This is a genomic window from Terasakiella brassicae, from assembly GCF_014641495.1.
GTDB classification, from domain to species: Bacteria; Pseudomonadota; Alphaproteobacteria; order Rhodospirillales; family Terasakiellaceae; genus Terasakiella; species Terasakiella brassicae.
In genome coordinates this window covers 20181-42774 of record NZ_BMHV01000014.1, presented here as the reverse complement: position 1 = coordinate 42774, position 22594 = coordinate 20181, and the positions used below count along the sequence as shown (strand labels likewise).

The window sequence follows — 22594 nt, the reverse complement described above, 5'->3', positions numbered from 1 at the left end:
ATGAATATTCGTTATTTCTTTTTGTGTGCAGTATTATCAGAATAAGGCTTCTGGGGATTGATAGGACGTTCAGTAATGTGGATATGCTCAACCGGCACACCCATTGCTCTCAGCAAAAAGGGCTGCAATTGATCCATTGTCAAATCGGCTAACTTTTTAGCCCCTTCTTCTCCAAGTATTTCACCTTCATTAACGCCGCAATTTGCGAATGCATATTCGACGGCACGTTCGATAACTCTATTTCGCTCGTCTTCCCAATGACGCTTCCTTGCGATGGGTATCACCTTGTTCATAGCTTGTATTGCTCCATCCGGTGCCGCCTCAAAGCTATAACACTTGTGCAACTGACCTACGGAAATTTGAACATTGACTTGAATGTCGATTTCTTCTCCTGCTACTGGATCAATTGCGTAGGTATAAGAAAGTTCTGGGCCGTTGTAATTTTCTGACAAGCAGATGATCATCCTTTGAAAACCAAAATATTCAACATAAGAAACAAGAAGGTTTTCAGAAGGGATACCAGTAACATTGACACAATGAAATACGGCATCATCGGGTCGATTTAAAACAAAGTCACCATCATAATAATGCCCAAAACATTTTGATGAATCTGCTGTCATCAAATACGCTAGGGCCACATCACATCTTCCTGCTTCAATACCGTTCAAAGCAGCAAATGCCATAGCAGTTTTCACGCTTGATTTCCCTGCAAGCTCTTCGCCGAAATGATGACTAAAGCGTAGGTTACCTTCCGGGTATGAAGATGTAATTTTTCCCTCTTCCAGAAATTTGTCGGTATCAATTTTAGGATATTTACGTTTTACCCCTTTCAGCATTTTCTTTGCTTCTTTTACAGAATTTGCCGATATCGACACCGATACATCTCTGCCTTCAACAAATTCAGAAAACTGAGGCTTGGTAAGCCCCATAGTGCCATCTGGGTTAAAACGTATATGTTCACCATTATCGGTAGGAATGTTCAGCGACTGCACAGAGCCACGTTCTCGTTTAATATTGAAGAGCAAACACATCTGCTCCATCTGTTTAGCCAAAGCAGTGTCCCAAGTATGCCCTGTGGAGTTATTGCATGGATCACAAATGAACCCACGAACCTTTAAACGCCCCCCTACTGCATTAGGAATGATGTGTTCATTCGTATCGTTCTTCTTGGTGATCTTATCACCACATAGACAGCAGATTTTATTCGCCACTACTTATTTTCCCCTGTCTCTTCCATAAATCTATAATGGGTTGAAGGATATTGGTAACACCTTCATTGCAGTGTTTTTGTGTCGTGGCTAACGTCGCAACATTACCATTCCGAATAATTTCAGCAGACATATTCACGTTGGTTCCATCTTTACCAGCGGCGACCAATAACAACATCTCTTTCTTGTCGGCTCTTTCTGCTGGATACTGATAAGGGTTTTCGGGATCAAAAGGGGCAGTCCAAGCCTCATTAATTAAAACAACGATATCACTGCCATGGCGTTCAACTTCATCAGCGACTTTTTTCATTATTAAGTATTTGTCCGCACGCACTTCTGTCTCAAGCTGCATTGGGAGAATTCCCTTCGTCGGATGGATTAATAATGCGACATTAGAATGGTAGCCGTCTTTAATGAAAACAGTTCGAGCCATGTTAAATAGATTTTCAGCCATGTCCTCGACGTTCCAAGATGGCTTTTCGTTATCTTCTATTGGTCGATCACCATAATATCTCTTTTTTGCAATTTCCATATCTTCTCTTGAAACATGCTTTTTTACAGTTCCAAAATTTCTTGCTTGCCCATTTGATAATGATATTTGCATCGATCTATATTCACTTGTCGCAACCATGCACGGGAATTTACCGTCGATGTGATTTCGCTCATTATGTATCACTTCACTGATCCCATCATGGGTTAGTTCAATCTGATCGAATTCAGACAATCCGAAAGCACTATGTGCGTCTTCAAGAATAGTTGATAAAAAACCGTGCACATGAGCAATCGCCTCAAGGACCTCAACGTCGGGCAGATTTGCTTCGACCCAACAACGTTCAATTTTTATCGTTCCATGCTTTAGAACTTGCTCCTGCAACACACGTGGTGGAATCCGTGCAATGATTTCATCAAGTGTATCACACACTCTTGCTTCAACCTTTTGTGTGGGGTTTTCATCTTTTATATAAGAAGCGATGATCTCTGCTGTTACAGAGCTTTTTGTTTGAAGGTCACCCTGCTTTTCAATTTGATTTCGGGCAGTAACTGACCACTTCATTATCGGGTCTAGCTTCATTTTCTCTTGCCACAAAGCATACCACCCTTCAAATCCCGGCAATTGCTTTTTCTTACTTTGCAATATGAACGTTACGGTTCATAAAGTCTGTATGCAGTCTTGGGCTGCGGCCAAAAATTTCTCAGGTTCAAAATAATTCTCAATGGCGGTGTGCCAATGTGAATGCACACGATCTAATCTTTTGTGAACTTCTGAAAGAGGGCATTCCCCTAAATGATTTCGATAATCCATAAGCCCCCGCAAAAGGAATAGACAACCAGTAATAGCATATATAACATATTTTCTTTTATACGCATAACCACAATTAAGAAAGATAAGAACAATGACAATTTCCATAGCATGGATTAGAAAACTACCAGATGGTGAAGAGTTAATTTTTGCATCTGACAGTAGGCTTTCAGGCGGTTATCAATGGGATACAGCACAAAAAATTTTTCCGTTGGCTGGAATTAACGCTGTCATAAGTTTTGCAGGAGACTGCGACCTTGCAATTCCTCTTGTTCATCAGATTAAATCTTCATGTGAAAACTATGGGCAATTCAGGGATGGTTCAGTTGATATTCATGAAGTCAAAGGACACATACTCAGAATAATTAATGATATGAGGAAGAATTTTGCTCATGCGGCTCCCGGTGTTCTAGAGGAGATGGATAAAAAGACAAAAATCCTGTTAGGCGGTTTCTCATTTCAGAAAAAAAGACTTGTTTTTTGGCGACTATCACACAATAGAAGCATTGGCGAATTTGCGGCCGAAAACCCAACCAAGTGGCATAAAGCATATGACAGTAGAAAACTGTTTGTGTTTTGTGGCGATCACTATGATGAATTCCATAAAAACTTGGCTTTAAAATCTTGGGGGGACGATAGCATTGAATATTTCGATAAAGAACCTTTAGAAGTGTTAATTGATATGCTTCAATCAGAGGAATATAATGCCATTGGTGGTTCACCCCAGATGGTAAAAGTATATGAGCATCGTAATTTTCTTCCATTTGCATTCAAATGGAATACCTCCAAAGGAATGAAAGTCCATCTATTTGGTCGCCCTTTTATGGAGTATGAAAAAACAACATACCCTATCATGGATAGTAAAATGGGCATTCTATATCCGTTACAACACCTTCCTACAGGTCTTGAAAAAGTATAATTGGACGAGTCTCTTTAGACTATAGCCATTGTATCCGTTTTTCACTGAGACATTACGTCGCAGTATGTATGTGCTTTACATGTCTCATTAGAGTATAATTAGACATTTATGAGACGATTTGTTATAATCACACCCTAATAAGACAGTAGGAACTTGATATGGCGGTTTACGGATACGCTCGCGTCAGCACGAGCCAACAAGACTTGACGATCCAGCAAGAGGCTTTGGCCTGTGCTGGATGTGAGATTATCAGGTCTGAAAAAGTCAGTGGGTCGAAACTTGCGAACCGGCACGAGCTTGAAACTTTGATGCAGTTCTTGCGACAGGATGATGTTTTGGTCGTAACGCGGATCGACCGCCTCGCACGTTCCATTCGGGACTTGCAAAACATCGTCCATGACCTGAATGCAAAGGGTGTCAAATTGCGAGCAACAGAACAGCCGATTGACACCAGCACCGCTGCCGGTAAAGCATTTTTGGATTTTTTGGGTGTCTTCGCCGAATTCGAAACAAATCTTCGTCGTGAAAGACAGGCCGAGGGGATCGCGAAGGCTAAAAAGAACGGCGTTTATAAAGGACGCAAGCCCAGCATTGATCGTGATCAGGTTCTTGAAATGAATAACGCGGGTATGGGACCAACCGCCATTGCCAATGAGCTTGGTATCGGGCGTGCGTCCGTTTATCGGATTTTATCCTCAAATAAATAATGGAAGGCACTTATGTCAAAGATTGGCCGCAATGATCCATGTCCATGTGGCAGTGGGAAAAAGCACAAGCATTGCCATGGTAAAAGTGAACAGAAACCGCCCGTCCATAAATTTGCGGGGGCTTTTCCTGATTACCAGAATAAACGTGTATATGCTTTCACGAAAGACATGGTGTTTAATCAACTTGATCGTGATTGCCGGAAAATTGAAAAATCTTTTGATTCCTTCACCAAGAAAGATATCACTGCGGCAAGCGAGTTATTCGGGTTATCCGCTACTATTATCGCAAAGCAAGTTTTTAAGTCTTTAGATGATCAATCCCTGCATCACACTTGTGCACGCCTCATTTTTACGGCCTCACAAACTTTCCTTGCATCGGTAGATAACGCACGACGTGGTTTCAGACGACAACATTGCTCGCTAGCCCGTGATTTTGTTGAGCTATTAAGCGTCGTGCTCCATTTGGTTTCCCAACCATCAGCACTTGAACAATTTTATTCGGGAAAATTGAAGTCACCAAAGGCCATTTCTACAGCAAAAAAGTTTTTACCACCGTTCGGTGAAATGTATGGACTTCTCAGCAATCATTTTGTCCATGTTGGAGTTGGTGCCGCTGACTTTGATCCACTTATCGAGTATACTATAGATGATGAATCGCTGGGTTTCATTGTCCCAAACATCAAAATTATGGCATGGCTGATGTATGTGGTTGCTGAATTGGTTTTCTATGACGAAATACCACAGCCTCGGTATTGGAAACAGGTTATTCAAAATAACTATATGTATGCCCCATCAGCCGTCGAGTTAAAATGGATGAAAAAGTTTCTGTCTATTAAATAATTTCCACAGAAATCCGACAATCCCTGCGTTCATGGTGTTCATCACCAAACGACTGGCGTCGTCCAAAATTTATCGGTTTTTGGAATGATTCGGTTGAAACTTTCAACTGAAAAATATTCGTGTGCTAGCCAGCCTTATTAAATGCATTTTTCACGGCAGTTGGAATTCGTTTGGCATCTTGACGATCATGATATCCACCATCAATTTCTTGTATGAATTGGCATACACGCCATTCGGTCATTTCATCCTTATGTCCAGCAATGGTTGCGGTTTTGATAAAGGACATGGCTAAACCGAAAATACCTGTGTATCGAGCATCAGAGTGTTCAGCATGAGATTGATATTCTTCGATTTTCTTATGGGGTGCAAAATAACAATCTGATAACGTCCCATCCCATTCACGATATTCTGATGCTTCGTTGTCGTTGGCAGCATTTTCGACACTCTCATATTCCAGTGGTGCAATGGTCTGCTCTGATTGATCATGAATAATTGTCCGTTCAATCCATTTTATCGGATCAATTTCGTTGCCCGGATATTCATTGAAGAAACCTTCGCCATCTGCTGTCGGCATCGGGGCATAAAACAGGCTAGATGCGGTGAATTTGCTCACATCAAAACCGTGCCGTTTGACGATCTTATTGAGCTTTGCCAATTTATCTGCCGTTTTATCGTCGTAATAACCTTTATCATTCAACACCCGAACAATCGATTTGACGATAACCTGATGAACTTCCACACTCATGATTGACGTGGTGGGAAAGAAGGCTCGCCAGCGGTCATGACCGCTGAAAGTATTCATGGTCACCATATGTAGGTCAGGAAAATATTTTCGAAATTCTTCCGGGGAGAGATCACCACCATCATTATCAAACCAGACCCCGTTGCAATACTTGATGTTAGCAAGGCCACGACTGGTGTCTTCCGATAAATTTGGATCAAATACGGCAGAAGAAATCAAGAAATTCGAATTCTTCATTTGCCGCCCTTGAATGGCATGGGCATCGCGAAGTTGTGCAATCAGTTCCGCGTTGGTCAGCCGTAGGCGGTAATCCGGTGTCGAGGAATAGATACTGTCAAACATCTGAACGGTAAATTTTTTGTAATTCCGTTTGATCTGCTTGAGCAATTCAGGCCCGTTTGCCGGGTCTGATTTTTGTAACGCAATTGCCTTATCTATAGTATTTTCGTTACACTTTTCGTGCTGGACTAATTCCAGTTGCTCCTTGAGCAAACGGCGTGTTTTCTCCGCCCGTAAACGGACCTGTCGCTCTGCTCCAGTAAATGATGTGCCGGTCTTCGTCTTTCTGCCTGCTTTCTTTTTGGTCTTCTTTGGAAGGCCGCCGAGCATTCCAATCTGGCAGCCGCCAAAATATCTCGCTAAATATTCCGCAGTTCTTAAATCCGGCACGATGGCTGTTTTATGATTTGAATTTCTTGGGTCACGGATTGATCCTCGCATAATCGCTTGATAGGCAGCCTGACATCCGGTTGCGAATTTCACATAGTCAGGATCAAGACCTTGTGATTTCAAAAAAGCATAGTGGGCCGGAGTCCGGTTTAATGCCGACAAAAAGACCACATGGTCAATATGCTGATACTCATTCATGCCATTTGAAACGCCGGGTAAGCGTATGTTGCCATGACGTCCAAACAAATCATCCTGAATATCGTTATTGCCGACCCAGCAGAATTCCTGATCACCGAGTTCCTTTTTGATTTGTTCCACGGACCAATCCAAAATTGGCTTACCGTCAAGTTCCACATCTCGGCTTCGTTTCGACCAATCATCCTCAAACAGATATTTAAAGGTAATCAGTTCACCATTATCATGGCTGAAATACCGGGCAGCCCCTGAAATGGCTTCATGCTCCGTGAAATGGACACCTTTTAGGGTCCAATAGAGGTTCAACAAGCTTTCATCATACATGGCCCCCATGATCACCACATTCTTGAAACCGTGAAAAACGCTTGGTTCCAGCATGCCAAAGAATGACAGTGTATGCTTGCCATGCTCGGTATCACCGTTATGATGGCGGTGGAACTGCTCTTTGCGGCAATAAACAGACCAATGATCGTTCAAAATGCAAGATGACACTTCCGAGAACATCGCAAAGACATCATCGTTGTCTTCATTGCGTCGGTATTCAGATAGCTTTGAAGAAGTCGATGGAAATACCCGGTAGTGGATGGCATCAAAATCCTGCACCTCAATATTGCTGGTGAGTAGTTTGTGACTGCGGGGAAGTTTAAAATCCCATGCCTTATCCACAGTGGGAATTTCATCAATGATGATGGTCCAATCACCACTGCGGTGCCAATAGGGAAGTGTCAGGAAAGCGGCTTGGGTGATCAGAATAATTTCACCAACTTCATCTGCGTCGGATAAATGCCCCATGATTTCTTGCTTAATTGAACCACGGTGAAGTTTTTGATCATGGTCACCGTAATAGAAATTTACCCGGCATCGAATGCCCTGTTCCTTCATGTAATTGATGATGTCACGGTAAGTTTGATCGATCAAAATCTTGCTCGGTTGCACCAGTGCGATCTTTTGCCCGGCTTTTGCAGCGTTGTTGACGGCAAACCGGGCAGCAGCATAGGTTTTACCGCTTCCGGCCAGAGCATTCACTTTATCGTAAGAATACGGCATTTTTTGTTCCTTATATGTTCTTTTCTATGTCAAATAAAATCCCGGCAAGGTTAATGGATTACCGGGGAGGGTTAGATTTACTTTTGTCTATTCGTTGGACCTTGGTGTGCTATTCAAACAGCAATCTGTTCCAAGTTTTTGAGTTTTCTAAACAAAGTCACTTCGCAATTTTCAGGGTCGTCATCAGGGATGATTTCGACAATCACGTCTGCCAGCGAGATGGTTCCACCATCGCCTTCGATCTCAACGAAATAGGGTTTAGTGAGGAAATCGACAGCTTCATCATATCGTCTTGCATAGATACTTACGTCACAATCCAGACATATGCACATTCCGGTCTCATCGGCGTATGTGATAATTATATTTCGTGCGTTGTCGGTAATGGCATCTAGGGCTAGAAAGCTCACATTCAGTTGATTGTCCCTGAATGTCGCTATCCGGCTTTTGGATGTCCCGCTGATGTGGATGGCAAAGCTAAATAGCTTAGCTGGTTGGGTGTAGTCGATGTCAGAAACTTCTATCATTTTCATCATCCTATCCTTTCAAAAGGGGCGGCCCGTATGCAGGAGGCATTTGGAGGGAACATACGGGCCTTGGGGGGGGCAATCAGTTATTTATCGTGATGTTCTTCATCTTTCTGAGCTTGAACACGCAGACGTTCCTCATGTTCTTTTCTGAATCGGGTGGTTAATTTCCTCGGTTGTGTGCGGAGATTTATCATCTCCCAATTCGGCTCGAACCCGACCATCACGCAATCTTCCGGCAGATCAGGCATTGGCTTTCTACATTTCATTCTTCTTACTCCTCGTTTATGGAGAGGGTTGTTGTTCCTCGTCCGTAAGGGTATTTATGCTGCGAGGTCATTTTCGTGTCCCTGCGATTGGTTTCCACGGATAAATAACTGTAATCACTTATGAAACAGGAGTTGTTACAATGATGCAGACAGAAGAGTTGTATAAGGTTTTAACTGAGGCAGAAGTAATCCGAACTCAGGGTGAGTTCAGCCAAATCTGTGGTCGCAAATTTAGTTGGGCGAGTTCGGCAATTAGCTCAGAACGAGAGATGTCACTGGAAGCAACCTTGGCCTGTTACTGCAATTTGCTGATTGCCAGAGATGCTGCTGCCAAAGAGCATGACTTCGCAACTTGCGAAGAACTGAACGGTATCTGCAAAAGGATTTGGAATGAAATCTGCTGTGAAGTAGGCAGTCGTTGTCAGTCACTAGCGGCTTAACCAGCTTTCTGTCCAATCGTTTCGATCATGATCATAGACGGCCCCGAATTTGGACATAATACTCATTACGTCGCCGATTGCCTTTCGATAGTTTTCTTGGCATCGTCCCAAAGCACCGGGAATGGCCGCCCCATGCTTTTCCCAGCGATTTTCTTCCAATAACCAACCATGAATACGTAAAATACGTTTTTCAGATGATCCGTGAGTTGGCCGGTCGATAAAACCGTTATCACCGCCGTAGGGAACGGCAAATCGATACAACCAGCCATTGGCTCGCTCTGCCATATCACTGTGGTGTTGGACCAACCGTTGGCACTCATCTGCAATGCGTTTGACCTTGCCACCTTCCATCATTTTACGACGGCTATCCCAGTATGTTGGTGACGGTATGATGTCATCGATTTGTGGGGCTTCAAAGGCTTGCACGGAATGAGGTGACAAAGTTGCCACCGCCACTCCAATTGCTACGATAAATCTCAAAATCAGAAGTTGATACCGCATTGTTTGAAACGAGGTTTGAGAAGGTTTTCAGTTCCACGAATATCGTGCTCAGCGACAACATCAATACCCATGTTGTGACCAAATTTCATAAGAAGCTTTTTGCCGCCAACCAATTTTTGGGCAAACGCTTTACCATTGTAGTTCAGCAAAAACTTGCCATTGACGATCTTCCAGTCTTCCTTGATTGGCTTACCGCCATCAATGCGATACATGACTTCCAGATCGCCCGTAAACCCAGCGAGATGGTCTCTGGAAATCTGGTAAACAACATGGACTTGCCCTTCACCGGGAATGCATCCAATTCCAAGGTTTGGATAAACACTTTCAGTGAAATTCTGGATTTGCAGCACTTCGGCTTTGTCGGTGAATTTGTCAATCTTATCGCCATTTTGCCAGCCCTGTGGCATACGGGCATTTGCTTGACCAGTCATAAAGATCACCGCTGCCAATAAGCCTACACCTAAAATCATTTTCATTAAATTATTCCCCTTTGATTTGGACCAAATCAGAAATGGTGACCTGTCCGTTGGTTTCACGATGGATTGCTTTCGCGACACGCCGTGAAGGCATGATCTTGAAATATTTAAGGCGATGAATAGTGCTGACATGCACACCAACTTGGTTTGCAAATGCCTGCATCGTTAGTCCTTGAGATTTCAAATAATCATTAAGCGTCATATGCAAATTGATTACAGCATATGAAGCATGAGTCAAGCATTATATGCTATAGTCATATTTTTGCGTATAACGCAAATTTCTCGTCTGTATCCTGAACACCCGTTACAACAGAGGGAAATGAAAATGAAATTGAACTTCCGAGAAATGAGGAATCGTGCTGGATACACGTTAGAAACGGCAGCGGACCGTATGGGGCTTAGCCCTAGTCAGGTCTCTCGCATTGAAAGCGGGACCTCGGACACCAGCTTGCGTAGAACGCAAGAGTTTGCACAATTATATGGATGCACTGCTGCCGAACTGATCCGTGATCCGAAAGATGGTGTGGTTGAAACTTTCCACCTGACCATCCTAAAAGACGTGATTCTCGGCGTTGATGGTTTTATCACCAAAAACCAACTCGACCTCACGTCAGACCGTAAGGCCGAGTTGATTGTATCTTTCTTTAAGATGGAAGCTGACCGGTTGAAAGATGATCCAACTGGTGAAGTCGATCTGGACCGCTATCAGTCGATCATTGCGGCTCTGACTTAGGTTCACCTTTATCACTCAACACTGCACGCTCCCATGAAAGAATTTCGCTTCTAAGAAGCATCATGGGGCGAACTTGTTTTGGATCAGATTTCACATACGCAGCATTTGATGACATCCAAGTTAAGAAAATTGGCTTTGTCCAAAAGTGCTTTACTTTTCGAGTGTTGATTTCCTGACAGAAAGCCTCTGTTATTTTGGCTTCCTCTACAAAATTTATTCGCTCTCTGAACTTACAGGCCGTTGCATCCTTGAGTAAAATATTGACAGCGACATCCCCGCCATGCCCCGTTTCTGCAATAACATTTTTGGTTATTTGATACCAACCGGGATACAGCATCAAAATAACAAACGATACCATTAGAATGCTAACAGATGCCCACAATATCTTTCTCTTCATCACATGATAAGTGAAGAAGAAGACCAATAAGAATGAAAAAATAATGCAGATAATAACAGCGGACGCCGTAATATAATCAGTCATAAATTCTGGCACCTGAATGTCACCGAATTTCTTCTCAATGAAATTGAAAGCGATCACACAAGTCATTGCAATAACAACCATTGCCCAAGTGTTTGAAAAAATTATTGGACCCATGTCTTTCTTAAGCAGCCACCATCTAATTCTCTTTTGTCGAATATAAAATGTGTAAAAGCCAACACCAAAAGCAACAGCAAACAACAACCCAAAAAGAGAGATAAAAAGTTTGTCTGCACCGTCAAATGCTAACCACATCCAACAGTAAATTGACACGCCTAAACCGTTTAGCAAAATAAACCTTTGCGAATTTATTTTATGGTAGGCGATATCAACGGTTTGGAAGTAACTACTTAAAAATATTCTACCGGTCTTATCTCCAAGCCTTATAATCGCACCATAATAGTAAATCATCGCTGTCACAAAGATGTAGAACGCGAAGGCCGCAAATATAATTGCTATTTGAAAACCAAATCCCATTGAAGCATCGAAATAGGGTAAATTATTTTTCGTGCAATATGCAAATAGCATCAGGAATCCAAGTCCCGGCCCAAATGTTGATGCAAGAACCAATGTTTCCAAAAAGAGCTTGACGATAGTTTGTAGCCCAATGATCGTGTCGATCTTATCTTTCCCTTCACCCACCGGCGATAACCATAGCATCAACTTTTCGTAGTTCGTTTTTTTATTCAACGCCCTCTTGCTCCTAATTGATTTCCAAGATCAAATCTTCAATTCCAAACTTTAGATGCTTGAGCGACTCAATCGTCACATCCGGCGTCAGCTTTTCCCCATACCCTTCGCCAGCATCTTTGGCGACTACCCAGCCACCAATCGTCTTCCAATCTTCCATCCTGATGTCCCGGTTGGAATTTGCGAATTGTTTGAATGTATGTCGAAACGAGTGGAATGTATGAGCCTCGTCTTTGATCCCAGCGATATTTAACCATTCATTCATGATGAACATAATTTCGGTGGCATAGGCGTTGCTATGATCGGTCTCACGGGCACCTTCGAATAGCATATCATTGCCCTTACGACCGTTTACAAAGCTTATGAAGCCGAGTTTCAGCACAAAGGGATGGATTGGCACCTTACGGCCTTTCTTTCCCGTTTTTTTGTCTGTCTTGGTTTTGGTGAAGTGCATTACCCAAACACCGTTTTCCTCGAAAATATTTTCGGGTTTCAGGCTACACACCTCAACACCGCGAGCACCGTGATAAAGAGCAAGCAAAGGAATGAACCCCAAGGGGTGATGCAAATAAGGATAGTTTTTGAAGAATGCGATTAGTGCCTGTTTATCAAAAGATGTTCGCTTGGTATCTTCCAGCCCTTCCCAGAGGCCCTTGGCATGGTTCTTTTCGATGTAGTCTTCATTGTAAGCGTAGTTAAAGAAACTGGACATGCGACGCAAGTTCACCTGCAAGGTGTTATGTGAGATGGTTGGGTAGTCTTCTCCATCAACTTCTTCAACAATTCTCGACGGTTTCATCCCTTTAAACTCAGGATTTCGAGACCAATAGAGAGGCAAGTTTGCCATGATGAACTTGACCCGTTTCAGATCGTTCCGATTCAGACTATTCAAGGCCCGGTTACCATATTCACGCCGCAAAATTTCAGTTGAACCGCCATACAGCCGCTTGATCTTTTTTCCACCTGTTGGACCGTCGTCATAAAACTCACGGATAAACTCTGACACCGTGATGGAGCCAGACATAGGATGCTCCATTTCTCGCTGGATCAAATTCGTCGCCGTCTTTTCCAATGTCTTATGATCATATGTCGGCGTGAACTGCCCTAACGAATTTCCGGCTTCGAATAACAACTGCTTAATCAGCCGGGGCTTCATCTGCTGAATCAGGTGTTCAGTAGGAACGTTATAATGACCGGCAAACTTTGTATGTTCGAAGGCGTTGACGATAAGTTCTTCGGCACTCATGTCGGCAGATGCCCATTTTTCGCGATCCGCATCCGTCGGAAGCAATGGGGCCAATTCCGCCATGATGGAACTATAAATCCGTTCCTCGACGTCTCCAAGACCCAGATTGACCAGTTGCTGAGGCATTTCCAACCCGGAGACCACCGTTGGCCGAATGGCTCGTTGGGCAATCTGAAACTGTATCTCGACTTCCAGATCAAAGGCTTTGGCTTTCAGAAGGGCTTCACTGTAGTCGCGTGTCTTCGTGCTTTTTCTAACGAATTGGCCCTTGCCATATTTGGCTTGAAGATGGGGGCGGTATTCCTTCGGAATGTGTCGCTGATACCAGTAAGTTTTGCCCCGCAGATAGAGGCGATTTTTCAAGCCAACCATACCCGTTTTTCATGCTTTTACGGCACGCCTTCCCAGCCTATTACCACATATCTTTACTACAATTTTTTGCATCAAAATCAAACAAAAATCATTTTATATTTTATTTTCAATGAGTTACTATTTTGAAATATTATTTCAAAAACTAATAAAATCTACAAGCGTTAATCTTTACAGATTACCGACGCTTCACGAGAGCATACGGATACAGAAAACCCGCTACCTTTTGGTGGTGGGTTTTTTATTTTTTTCGCCCCACCAAATTACCGCTTATACGCAAAATTTTTCTTCACAACACGACTAATAAAGCTGTTTAGCCCTTCACCTCTTTCAGCTAATATTTTCATCTTATTGATATTGGCAAGCCCAGTACTTGCAACTGTATATCCATAAATCGAACCATCATGAAATTGCACCTCAATTGAATCAACTTCAATCGAATATCCAATCACACCAGAGTCTCCACCCAAGTTTTTATATCTATTCATCTCCATACCCCTTCTTAATATATATAGGAAGAAGCATACCATCCCCTTCCCAATATTCAACTTATAATATATTATATCAGAAAAATACACTATAAAGTGTGGATAAATTAAATTAAGCATAGCAAATTTATGGTAAGATATTTACATCACCGATGCCCTTTGAGATAAAATCCCACTTCTATTTGGAAGAATCTTTTTTTGTGTATAACTTAAGTGACTTTCACGAATGTGGCTCTTCACCTTCTTAAGGAATTTTCTATATGGATTGGCTTGCAATCGTCCCTGTTTTCGTTATTGGAATGTTCCTGTTGATCACGTGGAACGCCTTATCCCCCATTCGTTTCATTCAACAACAACGCGCGGAGCGCGAAAAACGCTTGAAAGAATGGCAAGACCTCAAGGCAAGTGAAGCTGAGGAAGAAGCGTCCCTTTCGAAACACTCCGACAACAATCCCCTATAGCGCCTGAAGGAACGCCCTAATCATTTTGGCGCTTCGCAAATGGAACACCTGTTTTGTATTTTGAGTCTCATCAATCAACTGCCTGTAACGAGGCGTCAGTTTTTGATGACACAGCCATAACACGCGATAGCTGTTCAATGAAATTTTCCAGATCGGGCTATTTTCGGGCCAACCCTCAGGGTTGATAAACACCCCTTTTAACAAGCGTTTTGTCACCCACATACCGTGTATGAAAAGAGGCAGGTCAAGATAGATCAATGTATCTGCCGCCGCAAAACGTTCCCATGCAGACGGGACGCAGCCAAAACCATCAATGATCCATTCATCCTGTTTCAATATCTTACGATGGATATCCAGATAATCTTCATGCGGGACTTCTGCACCTCCGGGGCGATATTTTATTTTATCAAGCGAGTGTAACGGCAATCCGGTGGCTGCGGCCAAATGCTTTGCCAATGTGGACTTTCCACCCCCTGCATTACCGAATATGGCGACTTTTTTCATTTTCTCTCCTAAGGCATAAATTCTTTCCCCAGAAGCAGACAATAAAAAACCGCCTCTAGGGCGGATCTTGTAATTCTGACACAACTAAACCCACCATTCCTATGGAATGATGCGAATAATTTCGAAAAATTGCTGTGTCATATATGTTTTCATAAGATGATTGTGTGCGACATCAGAATAAATGTCAACACCCGCCGGACTTGTTACAAAATAAACAAGATAGACAATAAAAAACTTCCTCATTTCAATTTGTTATATTACTGTTTATTTGTTCTAAAAAGAGGTTTTTATGGTCACATATTCAGCAGCTTATCGCATGGTTCATTATATGGCTTGGGCCAATCATGTGACATTGCAAAATGCAGCTCAGCTTTCAGAAGAAGAGTTACATGCCTCGCGTGACACTCTTTTTAAAACAATCGCCGGGACATTTGATCATATCCTCGTTATTCAGGAAATTTTCCTCGCCCATTTACAAGGCACAAAACACAATTTCACAGGCAGAAGCCGCACAACACCGTTGCCGTTTAACGATGTCGCACACCGATTAAGAGAGCTGGACCAACATTATATTGAACTTGCAGCCCATTGGAGCCAAGATGATCTAGAAGAAATCATCCCCTTTGAATTTGTCAATGGTGGAACAGGTACCATGAGCCGGGAAGACATCCTCTTACACTTGGCAAATCATTCCACCTATCACCGTGGATTTATCAGCACCCTGATGTATCCTTACCACATTAATAGCGCGGCGAGTGATTTAAGCGTATTCCTGCGCGACATTTGGCCGATAGTTAAGACAATCAACACCCCTCGCCAGCGTTATCAGGCCATTATAGACCAATAGAAACAACAGTAATGATCTGACTTCAAGATCATTTGCCATTCACAACATATACCCAACAGCCTTGCGCCGTGCAGCGACCGCTGCTTTATGCTTCGTGCGCCATTCAATCAACTGAGCAAGCCCCTCATCCAAACCCGTCTGCGCTTCAAAGCCAATTTCTTCAGCTGCTCTTTTCGGGCATCCGACACGGTTTGTTACCAATGTTGCCTGCGACCGTTCCTGATATTGAATAGGTTGCTTGCACCCTGTCAGCTCAACCAGTTTTTCCGCCAATTCTTTCAAGGATGTCCGCACACCGGTCCCCACATTATAGTAACGGTCTGACGTATCAGCCTTCATGGCACAAACATTCGCACGGCCACAATCACCGACGAAGACAAAATCAAATGCCTCTGATCCATCGCCAAAAATTGTCGGGCTTTCCCCTCGGTCAATAGCATCCAGCATTTTCATAATAACGGCAATATAGGCACCATGATAATCCTGGCGCGGTCCATAAACATTCATGTAACGCAAGCCAACTTGTTTCAAACCATAACGGTTTGAAAATGCCGTCGCCATTGCTTCCCCGCAAATCTTGGTCGCACCATAAAAATTCTTATTGTTAAAGGGATGGTCCTCTGTCATCGGGTCTTCAACAGCATCACCATACACAGATGCTGACGACGACCAAACCAAACGCTCGATCTTATTCTGGCAGCATGCCTCCAATATATTGAACATACCTTCAACATTCACACGAAAGGCAGAGCGCGGAAATTCATGGCATTGCAAAAGCCACAAAGCTGCGAATTGAAAGACACCCTCAGCACCTTGCAAGGCCGCAGATAATAAATCAGGATGGGTGATATCTCCTCCTGCCTCAAAGATTGTGACCCGATCATCCTTCAAAACATTTTCTAAGTTTTCATGCGAACCACGAGAAAAATTATCATAGATAACGAGTTCCTTGATATCCTCTTTCAATAACTCTTCCATCGCATGAGAACCGATGAGCCCGGCCCCGCCAATAGAAACAATTTTTTTGCCGCGAACATCCATAATGATGCACCTTTCGTTATCTTGAGGTAATTCTCTATATCGCTAAAACGGTGCGACCATAAACAAACCGATAAAAAATAAAAAGTGATTTTAGTGCTGATCAAAGACCGAAACCGTTACGATCCGTTCAGCTTTTGATTTCTTCTACCCTCTTATAGAATGAATTGCATGTTCACTTAAATGTAACTATAACACAGTCAATTATGTATTGTTTTCGCAATGCCGATCCCTGCAGGCTGGCGAATACCATCAAACAATGACAAACCTAGCAGCAAGGAATGATATTGTGTGCGGCATTGCTGGAGCGATCAACCTAAATAACGAACCGGTCCAAAACTTAAATCGTCGACTGGACGTTATGAGCCAACTGATCCATCACCGTGGTCCGGATGGAAAAGGCCGTTGGGGAAACGAGGACCAATCGGTTGGTTTAGCCCATCGCCGTCTCTCCATTATCGACCTGACCACTCACGGTGCGCAACCGATGTTGGCGCAAAATGGAACCGCACTGACCTTTAATGGCGAAATTTATAACTATCGCGAATTGCAAAAGAAATTAAGTGATAGCTGGACGTTTACCAGTCATTCCGATACAGAAAGTATTCTTGCCGCCTATGACAAATACGGCATGGATAGTGTCAATGAATTACGCGGTATGTTTTCGTTTGCCCTTTGGGATCAAAAAGAAAACCGTCTCTTTTGCGCACGTGACCGTTTCGGCATTAAACCCTTTTATTACGCTGAGGTTGACGGGACTTTATATTTTGCTTCTGAAATTAAGGCACTCATTCCCTTCTTGCCCGAAGTCAAAACAAATGCAGATGCGTTTTCAGAATATCTAACTTTCCAATATACCATCAGCGAACAAACCCTGTTCGAAGGTGTCAAACAGCTCATGCCCGGTCATGCATTGATTGTTGAAAATGGTGGTGTTCGCACATGGCGCTATTGGGATGTTTATTATGAAATCGACTATGAACATAGCCCGACCTACTTCAACAACAAATTACGCGAACTTGTCTCCGATTCAATCAATGTACATTTACGCGCGGATGTTCCTATTGGCAGCTATCTCTCCGGCGGCATTGACTCAAGTTTGATTTCACTGCTTGCAAAAGACTTCGACCCGGCAAACAGCCTCGCCTTTCATGGTAAGTTCACGCAATTTCCCGGATATGATGAAAGTCATTTTGCACAGGATGTGGCCGATAAATGTGACAACACATTGCATCAAATTGACATCACCGCTGATGACTTTCGCGATAATATTGAAAAGGTTATTTATCACCTTGATGTCCCCATTGCAGGACCCGGTGCCTTTCCACAGTATATGGTCTCAAAACTCGCGAGCGAGCATGTGAAGGTCGTTCTTGGCGGACAAGGCGGTGATGAGATTTTTGGCGGTTATGCCCGTTATGTTGTTGCTTATTTCGAACAATGCATTAAGGCTGCCATTGATGGCACGTACAAAAACGGCAATTTTGTTGTGACACCGGAATCCATCATTCCCAACCTGGGTGTCTTGCGCGAATACAAACCCCTGATCAAAGAATTCTTCCGCGAAGGTTTATTCGATAATATTGATGAACGCTATTTCCGTTTGGTCAATAGATCCAACGATATGGAAAATGAAGTGGAATGGGAAAACTTGAATATCGCAAAAGTATTCGAAAGTTTCCAATCGATTTTCAACAACACACGCAACGTACGCAAAGAAGCCTATTTTGACAGCATGACGCATTTTGATTTTAAGTGCCTCCTGCCGGCCCTTTTGCACGTTGAAGACCGAATGAGCATGGCGCATGGGTTGGAAAGCCGGGTTCCCTTTCTGGATCACCCCCTGATCGAATTTGCAGCCACGGTTCCGGCTGATGTTAAGTTTGAAAAGGGCAATATGAAACATATGCTGAAACAAACTTATAAAGATGTCCTGCCAACCAGCCTGCTGGAACGTCGCGATAAGATGGGTTTCCCCGTGCCTTTACGGGAATGGTTTGCTGGTGATTTGCATGATATGGTTCAAGATATTTTCAGAAGCCACAAAGCAACAAACCGAGACTTCGTTAACTATGATGCGGTCCTGAAAAATTTTGATAATGTGGGGCAATTTTCCCGTAAAACGTGGGGCCTGTTTAGCTTGGAACTGTGGTATCAACAATTCCACGACAAAGCGGATAGCTACCGAAAACTGTTAAGTGAATAACGATATGTCAAAAGTTTCCAATAAAAAAGTCAGTGAATTCTGGAACGAGAACCCCGTTGCCGCCGAAGGTATTGAATTTGAGCCGGGTTCACCGGAATTTTATGCCCGTTTTGACAGTATTCGTGAAGCGGATGACTGTGAACCCTATGCCTATTCGGATTTAATTCACGGATACACAAGTTCATCCGGTAAAACCGTTTTAGATATCGGTTGCGGTAATGGTTATGTTTTATCGCGTTATGCTATGCACGGTGCAACGGTTGAAGGCGTGGATATCACCGATACCGCTGTCAATTTGTCTCGCAAACGCTTTGAATTATCCGGGCTTCAAGGGCATTTTCAAACAACGGACGGCGACACATTACCTTTTCCCGACAATCACTTTGATATTGTGTGTTCCATGGGGGTTTTACACCACATTGAAGACCCACGCCCGATGATCAAGGAAATCTACCGCGTCTTAAAACCCGGCGGTCAAATCATCTTGATGCTTTATTATCGCTATAGCTGGAAAACGGTTGTGATTATGAGGCTGAAACGTCTCTTCCATCCCAATTATCGTGGAAAAAGCCAACAAGAAGCCCTGAACATGAATGACGGGGATGATTGCCCGCTGGCACTGGTTTATTCCAAAAAGGAAGCGAAAGAACTTTTGTCTGCCTTTGAAAATCATAAATTTCGGCTCAACCAACTCTCGTGGAAACAATTACTGTTGATCCCGCCACTGGCGAAAATCCTGACACCCATATTGCCAAGCTGCAACAATAGCATTTTTGCTCGCCTGATGGGGTGGAACCTTTATATTGACGCACGCAAACCTGAGTAAGCATCACTCCCTTATGAGAACGATTGACAATAAATTTTAATCCCCCATCATCGATAAACAATTATCTTTATAAGTTGCGCCTGAGAAAGACTTTCAATGTCCAAATCATATTCCTTTATGTCCCAAGTCTTTATCTTTGGATTAGGAATTGGTGTTAATCGCTTATTATGGTTGTTGGCCCTGCCTGTTCTTTCTTCTTTTCTTATTGCAGAAGATTTTGGTCGCATTGCCTCCTTGACAGTGATCGGTGTTGTCCTAAGAACAATCTTCGGACTAGGGATTTTTTCATCTCTCGGCATTGTTTATTTCGATAAAGACACCCCCCAACAACGTGCAAAAGTCATCGGTTCGGCGGTAACCTTTGCCGCATGTGGCGGTGTTTTATTGGTTCTTCTGTCTACACAATTTGCCACTTCACTTGCAGAACGTTTTCTGGATAATGCGGATTTTCATCATTTAATTATCCTGCAATCCGTTGCTGTTGCGCTTCAACTCATCTCAGAACCGATGCTCTTGAGGCTCCAGTTTGACAAACAGGCGATTTCCTATTTTTTCGTTGCCGTTGCCCTTCCTATAATCGGTGTCCCGATTATGCTGATTTTAATTGCATATTTTGATTTCGGCATTTTAGGATGGTGTGTCGGACAATTGATAAATGGTGCAGGTCAGCTTATTCTTGCGGCCTTTATTTTGGGGAAAACACGAACAATATCCTTGGGGACTTTCCCTTATATTCTTCAGATTATCCGGTTTAGCTTACCGTTGTGGCCCAGTGTAAGCCTGACATACTTTATGCAATATAGCGGTCATTACTTTCTTAAGGAGTTATCAAACCTGGAAGCGTTAGGCCTTTATAGCCTAGGGTTCAGCCTTGGAATGGTTATGAATTTATTTGTCAGTGCATTTGGCACTGCATGGGTTCCATATTTTCAATCTTTTCAAAAACAACAAAAAGAGGCTACAGACAAGTTTTCTCAAATTGCTGTTTTTTACCTGTGCGCATTGGGAGGGCTGGTTCTTTTAGCCTTCGTTTTTGCACGTCCGACCGTTTATTTGTTGATGGAACCTCAATTTTTTGACGCTTATCGTGTCGTCGGTTTGATCGCTTTAGCACAAGCCTTGTTTGCCTTTTGGATTGTCCTTCAACCCGTGCTCTATTTCAATAAACGCGTCTCCCTCATTTCTCTTTTTCAAGGTTCAGGCGCTGTCTGCATAAGTTTAAGCAGTTGGTTTTTTGTTCCCATATTCGGCCCGGAAGGAGCCGCATATGGATCAATTGCGGGGGGGATATTTTTAATCCTGATACAAATCTCATATAACGCAAGCCAGCAAGAAAATGTATGTGCCTATGACTGGAGAAGGCTTGCTGTATCTTTTGTTTTTACCGGAATAGCCATCCAGTCCTATCGTTTATTCGAACAGGATAACGGAATATGGGCCAGCTTTGGCTTTGGTATATTTTGCTTTGTTTTCTTGGCTGTTCTATCTTGGTTTGTAATCCTCAACACTGAAAATAAACTGCTCATTAAACAATACATACGCAGAAAACAACCTGCAGCCTCCGAAACAAAATAAACTGTCTTGTCAGGTTTATAAGTATCGTAATCGGCTTTTAGTTACTCGGCATCCAAGTCCCCAGCTCCCATTCGATTTGAACATTAAATATTCTCAAGGCCTCACAACAATCATTGGCACAGATACAGAAAAGCTGTAAAAGTCCTTGTCTTTACAAAACACATGCGTGTCCTGTTTATTGCGTGAAATCATTGGATCATAATATGACTATCGAAAACGATTTTTCTGAATTTTCCGGTAAAAAATTATTAGTTGTCGGCGGGGCCGGATTTGTTGGTTCCAACCTTGTTTTGAAATTATTGGAACAAGATCCAAAAGAAGTCATTATCGTTGACAATCTGCTGTCATCCGATATTTCAAATGTTCCAACGGATGCGCGCGTAACCTTCGTTTACGGTTCCATTACCGACGATGCTATTTTGGAAGGCTTGCCGCATGATCTGGATTATGTCTGGCATCTGTCCTGTTATCATGGCAACCAATCCTCCATTCACGATCCACTGGCGGATCACGAAAATAACACGCTGACAACCTTGAAGCTTTTTGACCGTTTGAAGGACATCAAATCTATTAAGAAAGTCGTTTACGCTGCTGCCGGATGCGCCGTTGCTGAAAAAACATACGACGAAGCGCGCGCAACAGCCGAAGATGCCCCTGTTTCTCTGGTCCATGACAGCCCCTATTCTATCTCCAAACTGGTTGGAGAATTGTATGGCAACTATTACCACCTGCAACACGGTCTGCCTTTTGTAAAAGCCCGTTTCCAAAATGTTTTCGGCCCGCGCGAAATGCTGGGTGCAGGACGTTGGCGTGGCACACGCCATACTGTTTGGCGCAATGTGACCCCGACGTTTGTCTGGAAATCTCTAAATAACGAAGCCTTGGGCTTAGATAATGGCGGTCAGGTCAGCCGCGATTTTATTTTCGTAGAAGATATGGCACACGGCTTAATGTGTTGTGCGAAAAACGGGGATGCGGGCGAGATTTACAATCTGGCATCCGGTGTAGAAACCACGATCAAAGAACTGGCAGAAACCATTAACGACATTACCGGCAACACAACAGAAATGATCATTCAACCGCCGCGCCCGTGGGATCGTTCCGGCTGCCGTTTTGGGTCTACTGAAAAATCCAAAAATACCATCGGCTTTGTCGCCCAGGTTTCTCTGCGCGAAGGTTTGGAAAAAACCATTGACTGGACAAAAGAAAACCGTGCCAATATTGAACGTTGCATGTCACAACACGATTACTTCATGGAACGTTTAAACAACGATGGCCCGCGCTAAGGACAACGAA

23 protein-coding genes and 1 pseudogene are annotated in these 22594 nt (G+C 43.2%); 11 read left to right on the top strand and 13 right to left on the bottom strand.

All coding sequences use genetic code 11. The features are described 5' to 3' along the window. Positions 1-11 precede the first annotated feature (11 nt). Complete coding sequence (locus IEW74_RS10790; protein ID WP_188664743.1) at positions 12-1211, bottom strand: HNH endonuclease; 1200 nt, start codon at positions 1209-1211, stop codon at positions 12-14. Further along, positions 1201-2511: pseudogene (locus IEW74_RS10785) on the bottom strand (Ea47 family protein). Before IEW74_RS10785 ends, IEW74_RS10790 begins: the two are co-directional and overlap by 11 nt. A gap of 91 nt (positions 2512-2602) precedes the next feature. On the opposite strand from IEW74_RS10785, the gene IEW74_RS10780 reads away from it, so the two are divergent. The 3 genes from IEW74_RS10780 to IEW74_RS10770 all read left to right on the top strand — a co-directional run bounded on the left by IEW74_RS10780 (position 2603) and on the right by IEW74_RS10770 (position 4974). Next, entirely contained in the window at positions 2603-3427 is an 825-nt protein-coding gene (locus IEW74_RS10780; RefSeq protein WP_188664737.1) for a hypothetical protein, read from the top strand. Between the two features lie 158 nt (positions 3428-3585). Beyond that, positions 3586-4134: a recombinase family protein gene (locus IEW74_RS10775; RefSeq protein WP_188664734.1), complete on the top strand. Its 549-nt coding sequence runs from the start codon at positions 3586-3588 to the stop codon at positions 4132-4134. 12 nt (positions 4135-4146) lie between these two features. Then, positions 4147-4974 carry a YecA family protein gene (locus tag IEW74_RS10770; RefSeq protein WP_188664732.1) on the top strand — a complete coding sequence of 276 codons (828 nt, stop codon included), beginning with the start codon at positions 4147-4149 and terminating at the stop codon, positions 4972-4974. 124 nt (positions 4975-5098) lie between these two features. Here the strand turns inward: IEW74_RS10770 and IEW74_RS10765 are convergent, their stop codons facing one another. From IEW74_RS10765 to IEW74_RS10755, 3 genes are all read right to left on the bottom strand, one after another. Further along, positions 5099-7627, bottom strand: coding sequence for a DEAD/DEAH box helicase (locus IEW74_RS10765; protein ID WP_188664729.1), 2529 nt, complete (start codon positions 7625-7627; stop codon positions 5099-5101). Positions 7628-7740: 113 nt separating this feature from the next. Further along, positions 7741-8151: a hypothetical protein gene (locus tag IEW74_RS10760; RefSeq protein WP_188664727.1), complete on the bottom strand. Its 411-nt coding sequence runs from the start codon at positions 8149-8151 to the stop codon at positions 7741-7743. 86 nt (positions 8152-8237) lie between these two features. Further along, complete coding sequence (locus IEW74_RS10755; RefSeq protein WP_188664724.1) at positions 8238-8420, bottom strand: hypothetical protein; 183 nt, start codon at positions 8418-8420, stop codon at positions 8238-8240. Between the two features lie 140 nt (positions 8421-8560). Here IEW74_RS10755 and IEW74_RS10750 point away from each other — a divergent pair, with 140 nt between their 5' ends. Beyond that, the gene (locus IEW74_RS10750) at positions 8561-8860 is read left to right on the top strand and encodes a DUF6626 family protein (RefSeq protein ID WP_188664721.1); all 300 of its coding nucleotides are present in this window, start codon (positions 8561-8563) and stop codon (positions 8858-8860) included. Here the strand turns inward: IEW74_RS10750 and IEW74_RS10745 are convergent. The 3 genes from IEW74_RS10745 to IEW74_RS10735 are packed head-to-tail and all read right to left on the bottom strand — an operon-like array spanning position 8849 to position 10000. Then, complete coding sequence (locus IEW74_RS10745) at positions 8849-9310, bottom strand: hypothetical protein (protein WP_188664718.1); 462 nt, start codon at positions 9308-9310, stop codon at positions 8849-8851. The genes IEW74_RS10750 and IEW74_RS10745 overlap by 12 nt on opposite strands. Before the next feature lie 32 nt (positions 9311-9342). After that, a complete protein-coding gene (locus IEW74_RS10740; RefSeq protein WP_188664715.1) occupies positions 9343-9837 on the bottom strand; it encodes a hypothetical protein in 495 nt (164 codons plus the stop codon). A 4-nt stretch (positions 9838-9841) separates the two neighbouring features. Next, entirely contained in the window at positions 9842-10000 is a 159-nt protein-coding gene (locus tag IEW74_RS10735; RefSeq protein WP_188664712.1) for a helix-turn-helix domain-containing protein, read from the bottom strand. A 162-nt stretch (positions 10001-10162) separates the two neighbouring features. Between IEW74_RS10735 and IEW74_RS10730 the strand changes: the two genes are divergently transcribed. After that, the gene (locus IEW74_RS10730) at positions 10163-10570 is read left to right on the top strand and encodes a helix-turn-helix domain-containing protein (protein ID WP_188664709.1); all 408 of its coding nucleotides are present in this window, start codon (positions 10163-10165) and stop codon (positions 10568-10570) included. On the opposite strand, the gene IEW74_RS10725 is transcribed toward IEW74_RS10730, so the two are convergent. The 3 genes from IEW74_RS10725 to IEW74_RS10715 form a co-directional block, all read right to left on the bottom strand. Next, positions 10551-11738, bottom strand: a complete 1188-nt coding sequence (locus tag IEW74_RS10725; RefSeq protein WP_188664707.1) for a M48 family metalloprotease — start codon at positions 11736-11738, stop codon at positions 10551-10553. The two genes, IEW74_RS10730 and IEW74_RS10725, sit on opposite strands and share 20 nt — an antisense overlap. A 13-nt stretch (positions 11739-11751) precedes the next feature. Next, the gene (locus IEW74_RS10720) at positions 11752-13356 is read right to left on the bottom strand and encodes a DUF6538 domain-containing protein (RefSeq protein WP_188664705.1); all 1605 of its coding nucleotides are present in this window, start codon (positions 13354-13356) and stop codon (positions 11752-11754) included. A gap of 260 nt (positions 13357-13616) precedes the next feature. Beyond that, positions 13617-13841: a hypothetical protein gene (locus tag IEW74_RS10715; RefSeq protein WP_188664702.1), complete on the bottom strand. Its 225-nt coding sequence runs from the start codon at positions 13839-13841 to the stop codon at positions 13617-13619. Between the two features lie 260 nt (positions 13842-14101). Between IEW74_RS10715 and IEW74_RS10710 the strand changes: the two genes are divergently transcribed. Continuing rightward, entirely contained in the window at positions 14102-14302 is a 201-nt protein-coding gene (locus IEW74_RS10710) for a hypothetical protein (RefSeq protein ID WP_188664700.1), read from the top strand. Here the strand turns inward: IEW74_RS10710 and IEW74_RS10705 are convergent. After that, positions 14297-14806, bottom strand: coding sequence for a P-loop NTPase family protein (locus IEW74_RS10705; protein ID WP_188664698.1), 510 nt, complete (start codon positions 14804-14806; stop codon positions 14297-14299). The two genes, IEW74_RS10710 and IEW74_RS10705, sit on opposite strands and share 6 nt — an antisense overlap. Before the next feature lie 289 nt (positions 14807-15095). On the opposite strand from IEW74_RS10705, the gene IEW74_RS10700 reads away from it, so the two are divergent. Next, entirely contained in the window at positions 15096-15653 is a 558-nt protein-coding gene (locus IEW74_RS10700) for a DinB family protein (protein ID WP_188664696.1), read from the top strand. Between the two features lie 39 nt (positions 15654-15692). Here IEW74_RS10700 and IEW74_RS10695 read toward each other — a convergent pair whose 3' ends face one another. Next, a complete protein-coding gene (locus tag IEW74_RS10695; RefSeq protein WP_188664694.1) occupies positions 15693-16694 on the bottom strand; it encodes an NAD-dependent epimerase/dehydratase family protein in 1002 nt (333 codons plus the stop codon). A gap of 286 nt (positions 16695-16980) precedes the next feature. On the opposite strand from IEW74_RS10695, the gene asnB reads away from it, so the two are divergent. The 4 genes from asnB (at position 16981) to IEW74_RS10675 (ending at position 22584) form a co-directional block, all read left to right on the top strand. Further along, positions 16981-18897, top strand: a complete 1917-nt coding sequence (asnB, locus tag IEW74_RS10690; protein WP_229734321.1) for an asparagine synthase (glutamine-hydrolyzing) — start codon at positions 16981-16983, stop codon at positions 18895-18897. Between the two features lie 4 nt (positions 18898-18901). After that, positions 18902-19723, top strand: a complete 822-nt coding sequence (locus IEW74_RS10685; protein ID WP_188664689.1) for a class I SAM-dependent methyltransferase — start codon at positions 18902-18904, stop codon at positions 19721-19723. A 96-nt stretch (positions 19724-19819) separates the two neighbouring features. Further along, complete coding sequence (locus IEW74_RS10680; RefSeq protein WP_188664687.1) at positions 19820-21298, top strand: lipopolysaccharide biosynthesis protein; 1479 nt, start codon at positions 19820-19822, stop codon at positions 21296-21298. A gap of 203 nt (positions 21299-21501) precedes the next feature. Further along, on the top strand, positions 21502-22584 hold the full coding sequence (locus IEW74_RS10675; RefSeq protein ID WP_188664685.1) for an NAD-dependent epimerase/dehydratase family protein: 1083 nt from the start codon (positions 21502-21504) through the stop codon (positions 22582-22584). The last annotated feature ends 10 nt before the right edge of the window (positions 22585-22594 follow it).

Excerpts from the sequence above, each read along its gene's own strand:
- IEW74_RS10780 (WP_188664737.1), top strand. The coding sequence starts at position 2,603 with ATGACAATTTCCATAGCATGGATTAGAAAACTACCAGATGGTGAAGAG.
- IEW74_RS10775 (WP_188664734.1), top strand. The coding sequence starts at position 3,586 with ATGGCGGTTTACGGATACGCTCGCGTCAGCACGAGCCAACAAGACTTG.
- IEW74_RS10770 (WP_188664732.1), top strand. The coding sequence starts at position 4,147 with ATGTCAAAGATTGGCCGCAATGATCCATGTCCATGTGGCAGTGGGAAA.
- IEW74_RS10765 (WP_188664729.1), bottom strand. The coding sequence starts at position 7,627 with ATGCCGTATTCTTACGATAAAGTGAATGCTCTGGCCGGAAGCGGTAAA.
- IEW74_RS10760 (WP_188664727.1), bottom strand. The coding sequence starts at position 8,151 with ATGATAGAAGTTTCTGACATCGACTACACCCAACCAGCTAAGCTATTT.
- IEW74_RS10755 (WP_188664724.1), bottom strand. The coding sequence starts at position 8,420 with ATGAAATGTAGAAAGCCAATGCCTGATCTGCCGGAAGATTGCGTGATG.
- IEW74_RS10750 (WP_188664721.1), top strand. The coding sequence starts at position 8,561 with ATGATGCAGACAGAAGAGTTGTATAAGGTTTTAACTGAGGCAGAAGTA.
- IEW74_RS10740 (WP_188664715.1), bottom strand. The coding sequence starts at position 9,837 with ATGAAAATGATTTTAGGTGTAGGCTTATTGGCAGCGGTGATCTTTATG.
- IEW74_RS10735 (WP_188664712.1), bottom strand. The coding sequence starts at position 10,000 with ATGCAGGCATTTGCAAACCAAGTTGGTGTGCATGTCAGCACTATTCAT.
- IEW74_RS10730 (WP_188664709.1), top strand. The coding sequence starts at position 10,163 with ATGAAATTGAACTTCCGAGAAATGAGGAATCGTGCTGGATACACGTTA.
- IEW74_RS10720 (WP_188664705.1), bottom strand. The coding sequence starts at position 13,356 with ATGGTTGGCTTGAAAAATCGCCTCTATCTGCGGGGCAAAACTTACTGG.
- IEW74_RS10715 (WP_188664702.1), bottom strand. The coding sequence starts at position 13,841 with ATGAATAGATATAAAAACTTGGGTGGAGACTCTGGTGTGATTGGATAT.
- IEW74_RS10710 (WP_188664700.1), top strand. The coding sequence starts at position 14,102 with ATGGATTGGCTTGCAATCGTCCCTGTTTTCGTTATTGGAATGTTCCTG.
- IEW74_RS10705 (WP_188664698.1), bottom strand. The coding sequence starts at position 14,806 with ATGAAAAAAGTCGCCATATTCGGTAATGCAGGGGGTGGAAAGTCCACA.
- IEW74_RS10700 (WP_188664696.1), top strand. The coding sequence starts at position 15,096 with ATGGTCACATATTCAGCAGCTTATCGCATGGTTCATTATATGGCTTGG.
- IEW74_RS10695 (WP_188664694.1), bottom strand. The coding sequence starts at position 16,694 with ATGGATGTTCGCGGCAAAAAAATTGTTTCTATTGGCGGGGCCGGGCTC.
- IEW74_RS10685 (WP_188664689.1), top strand. The coding sequence starts at position 18,902 with ATGTCAAAAGTTTCCAATAAAAAAGTCAGTGAATTCTGGAACGAGAAC.
- IEW74_RS10680 (WP_188664687.1), top strand. The coding sequence starts at position 19,820 with ATGTCCAAATCATATTCCTTTATGTCCCAAGTCTTTATCTTTGGATTA.
- IEW74_RS10675 (WP_188664685.1), top strand. The coding sequence starts at position 21,502 with ATGACTATCGAAAACGATTTTTCTGAATTTTCCGGTAAAAAATTATTA.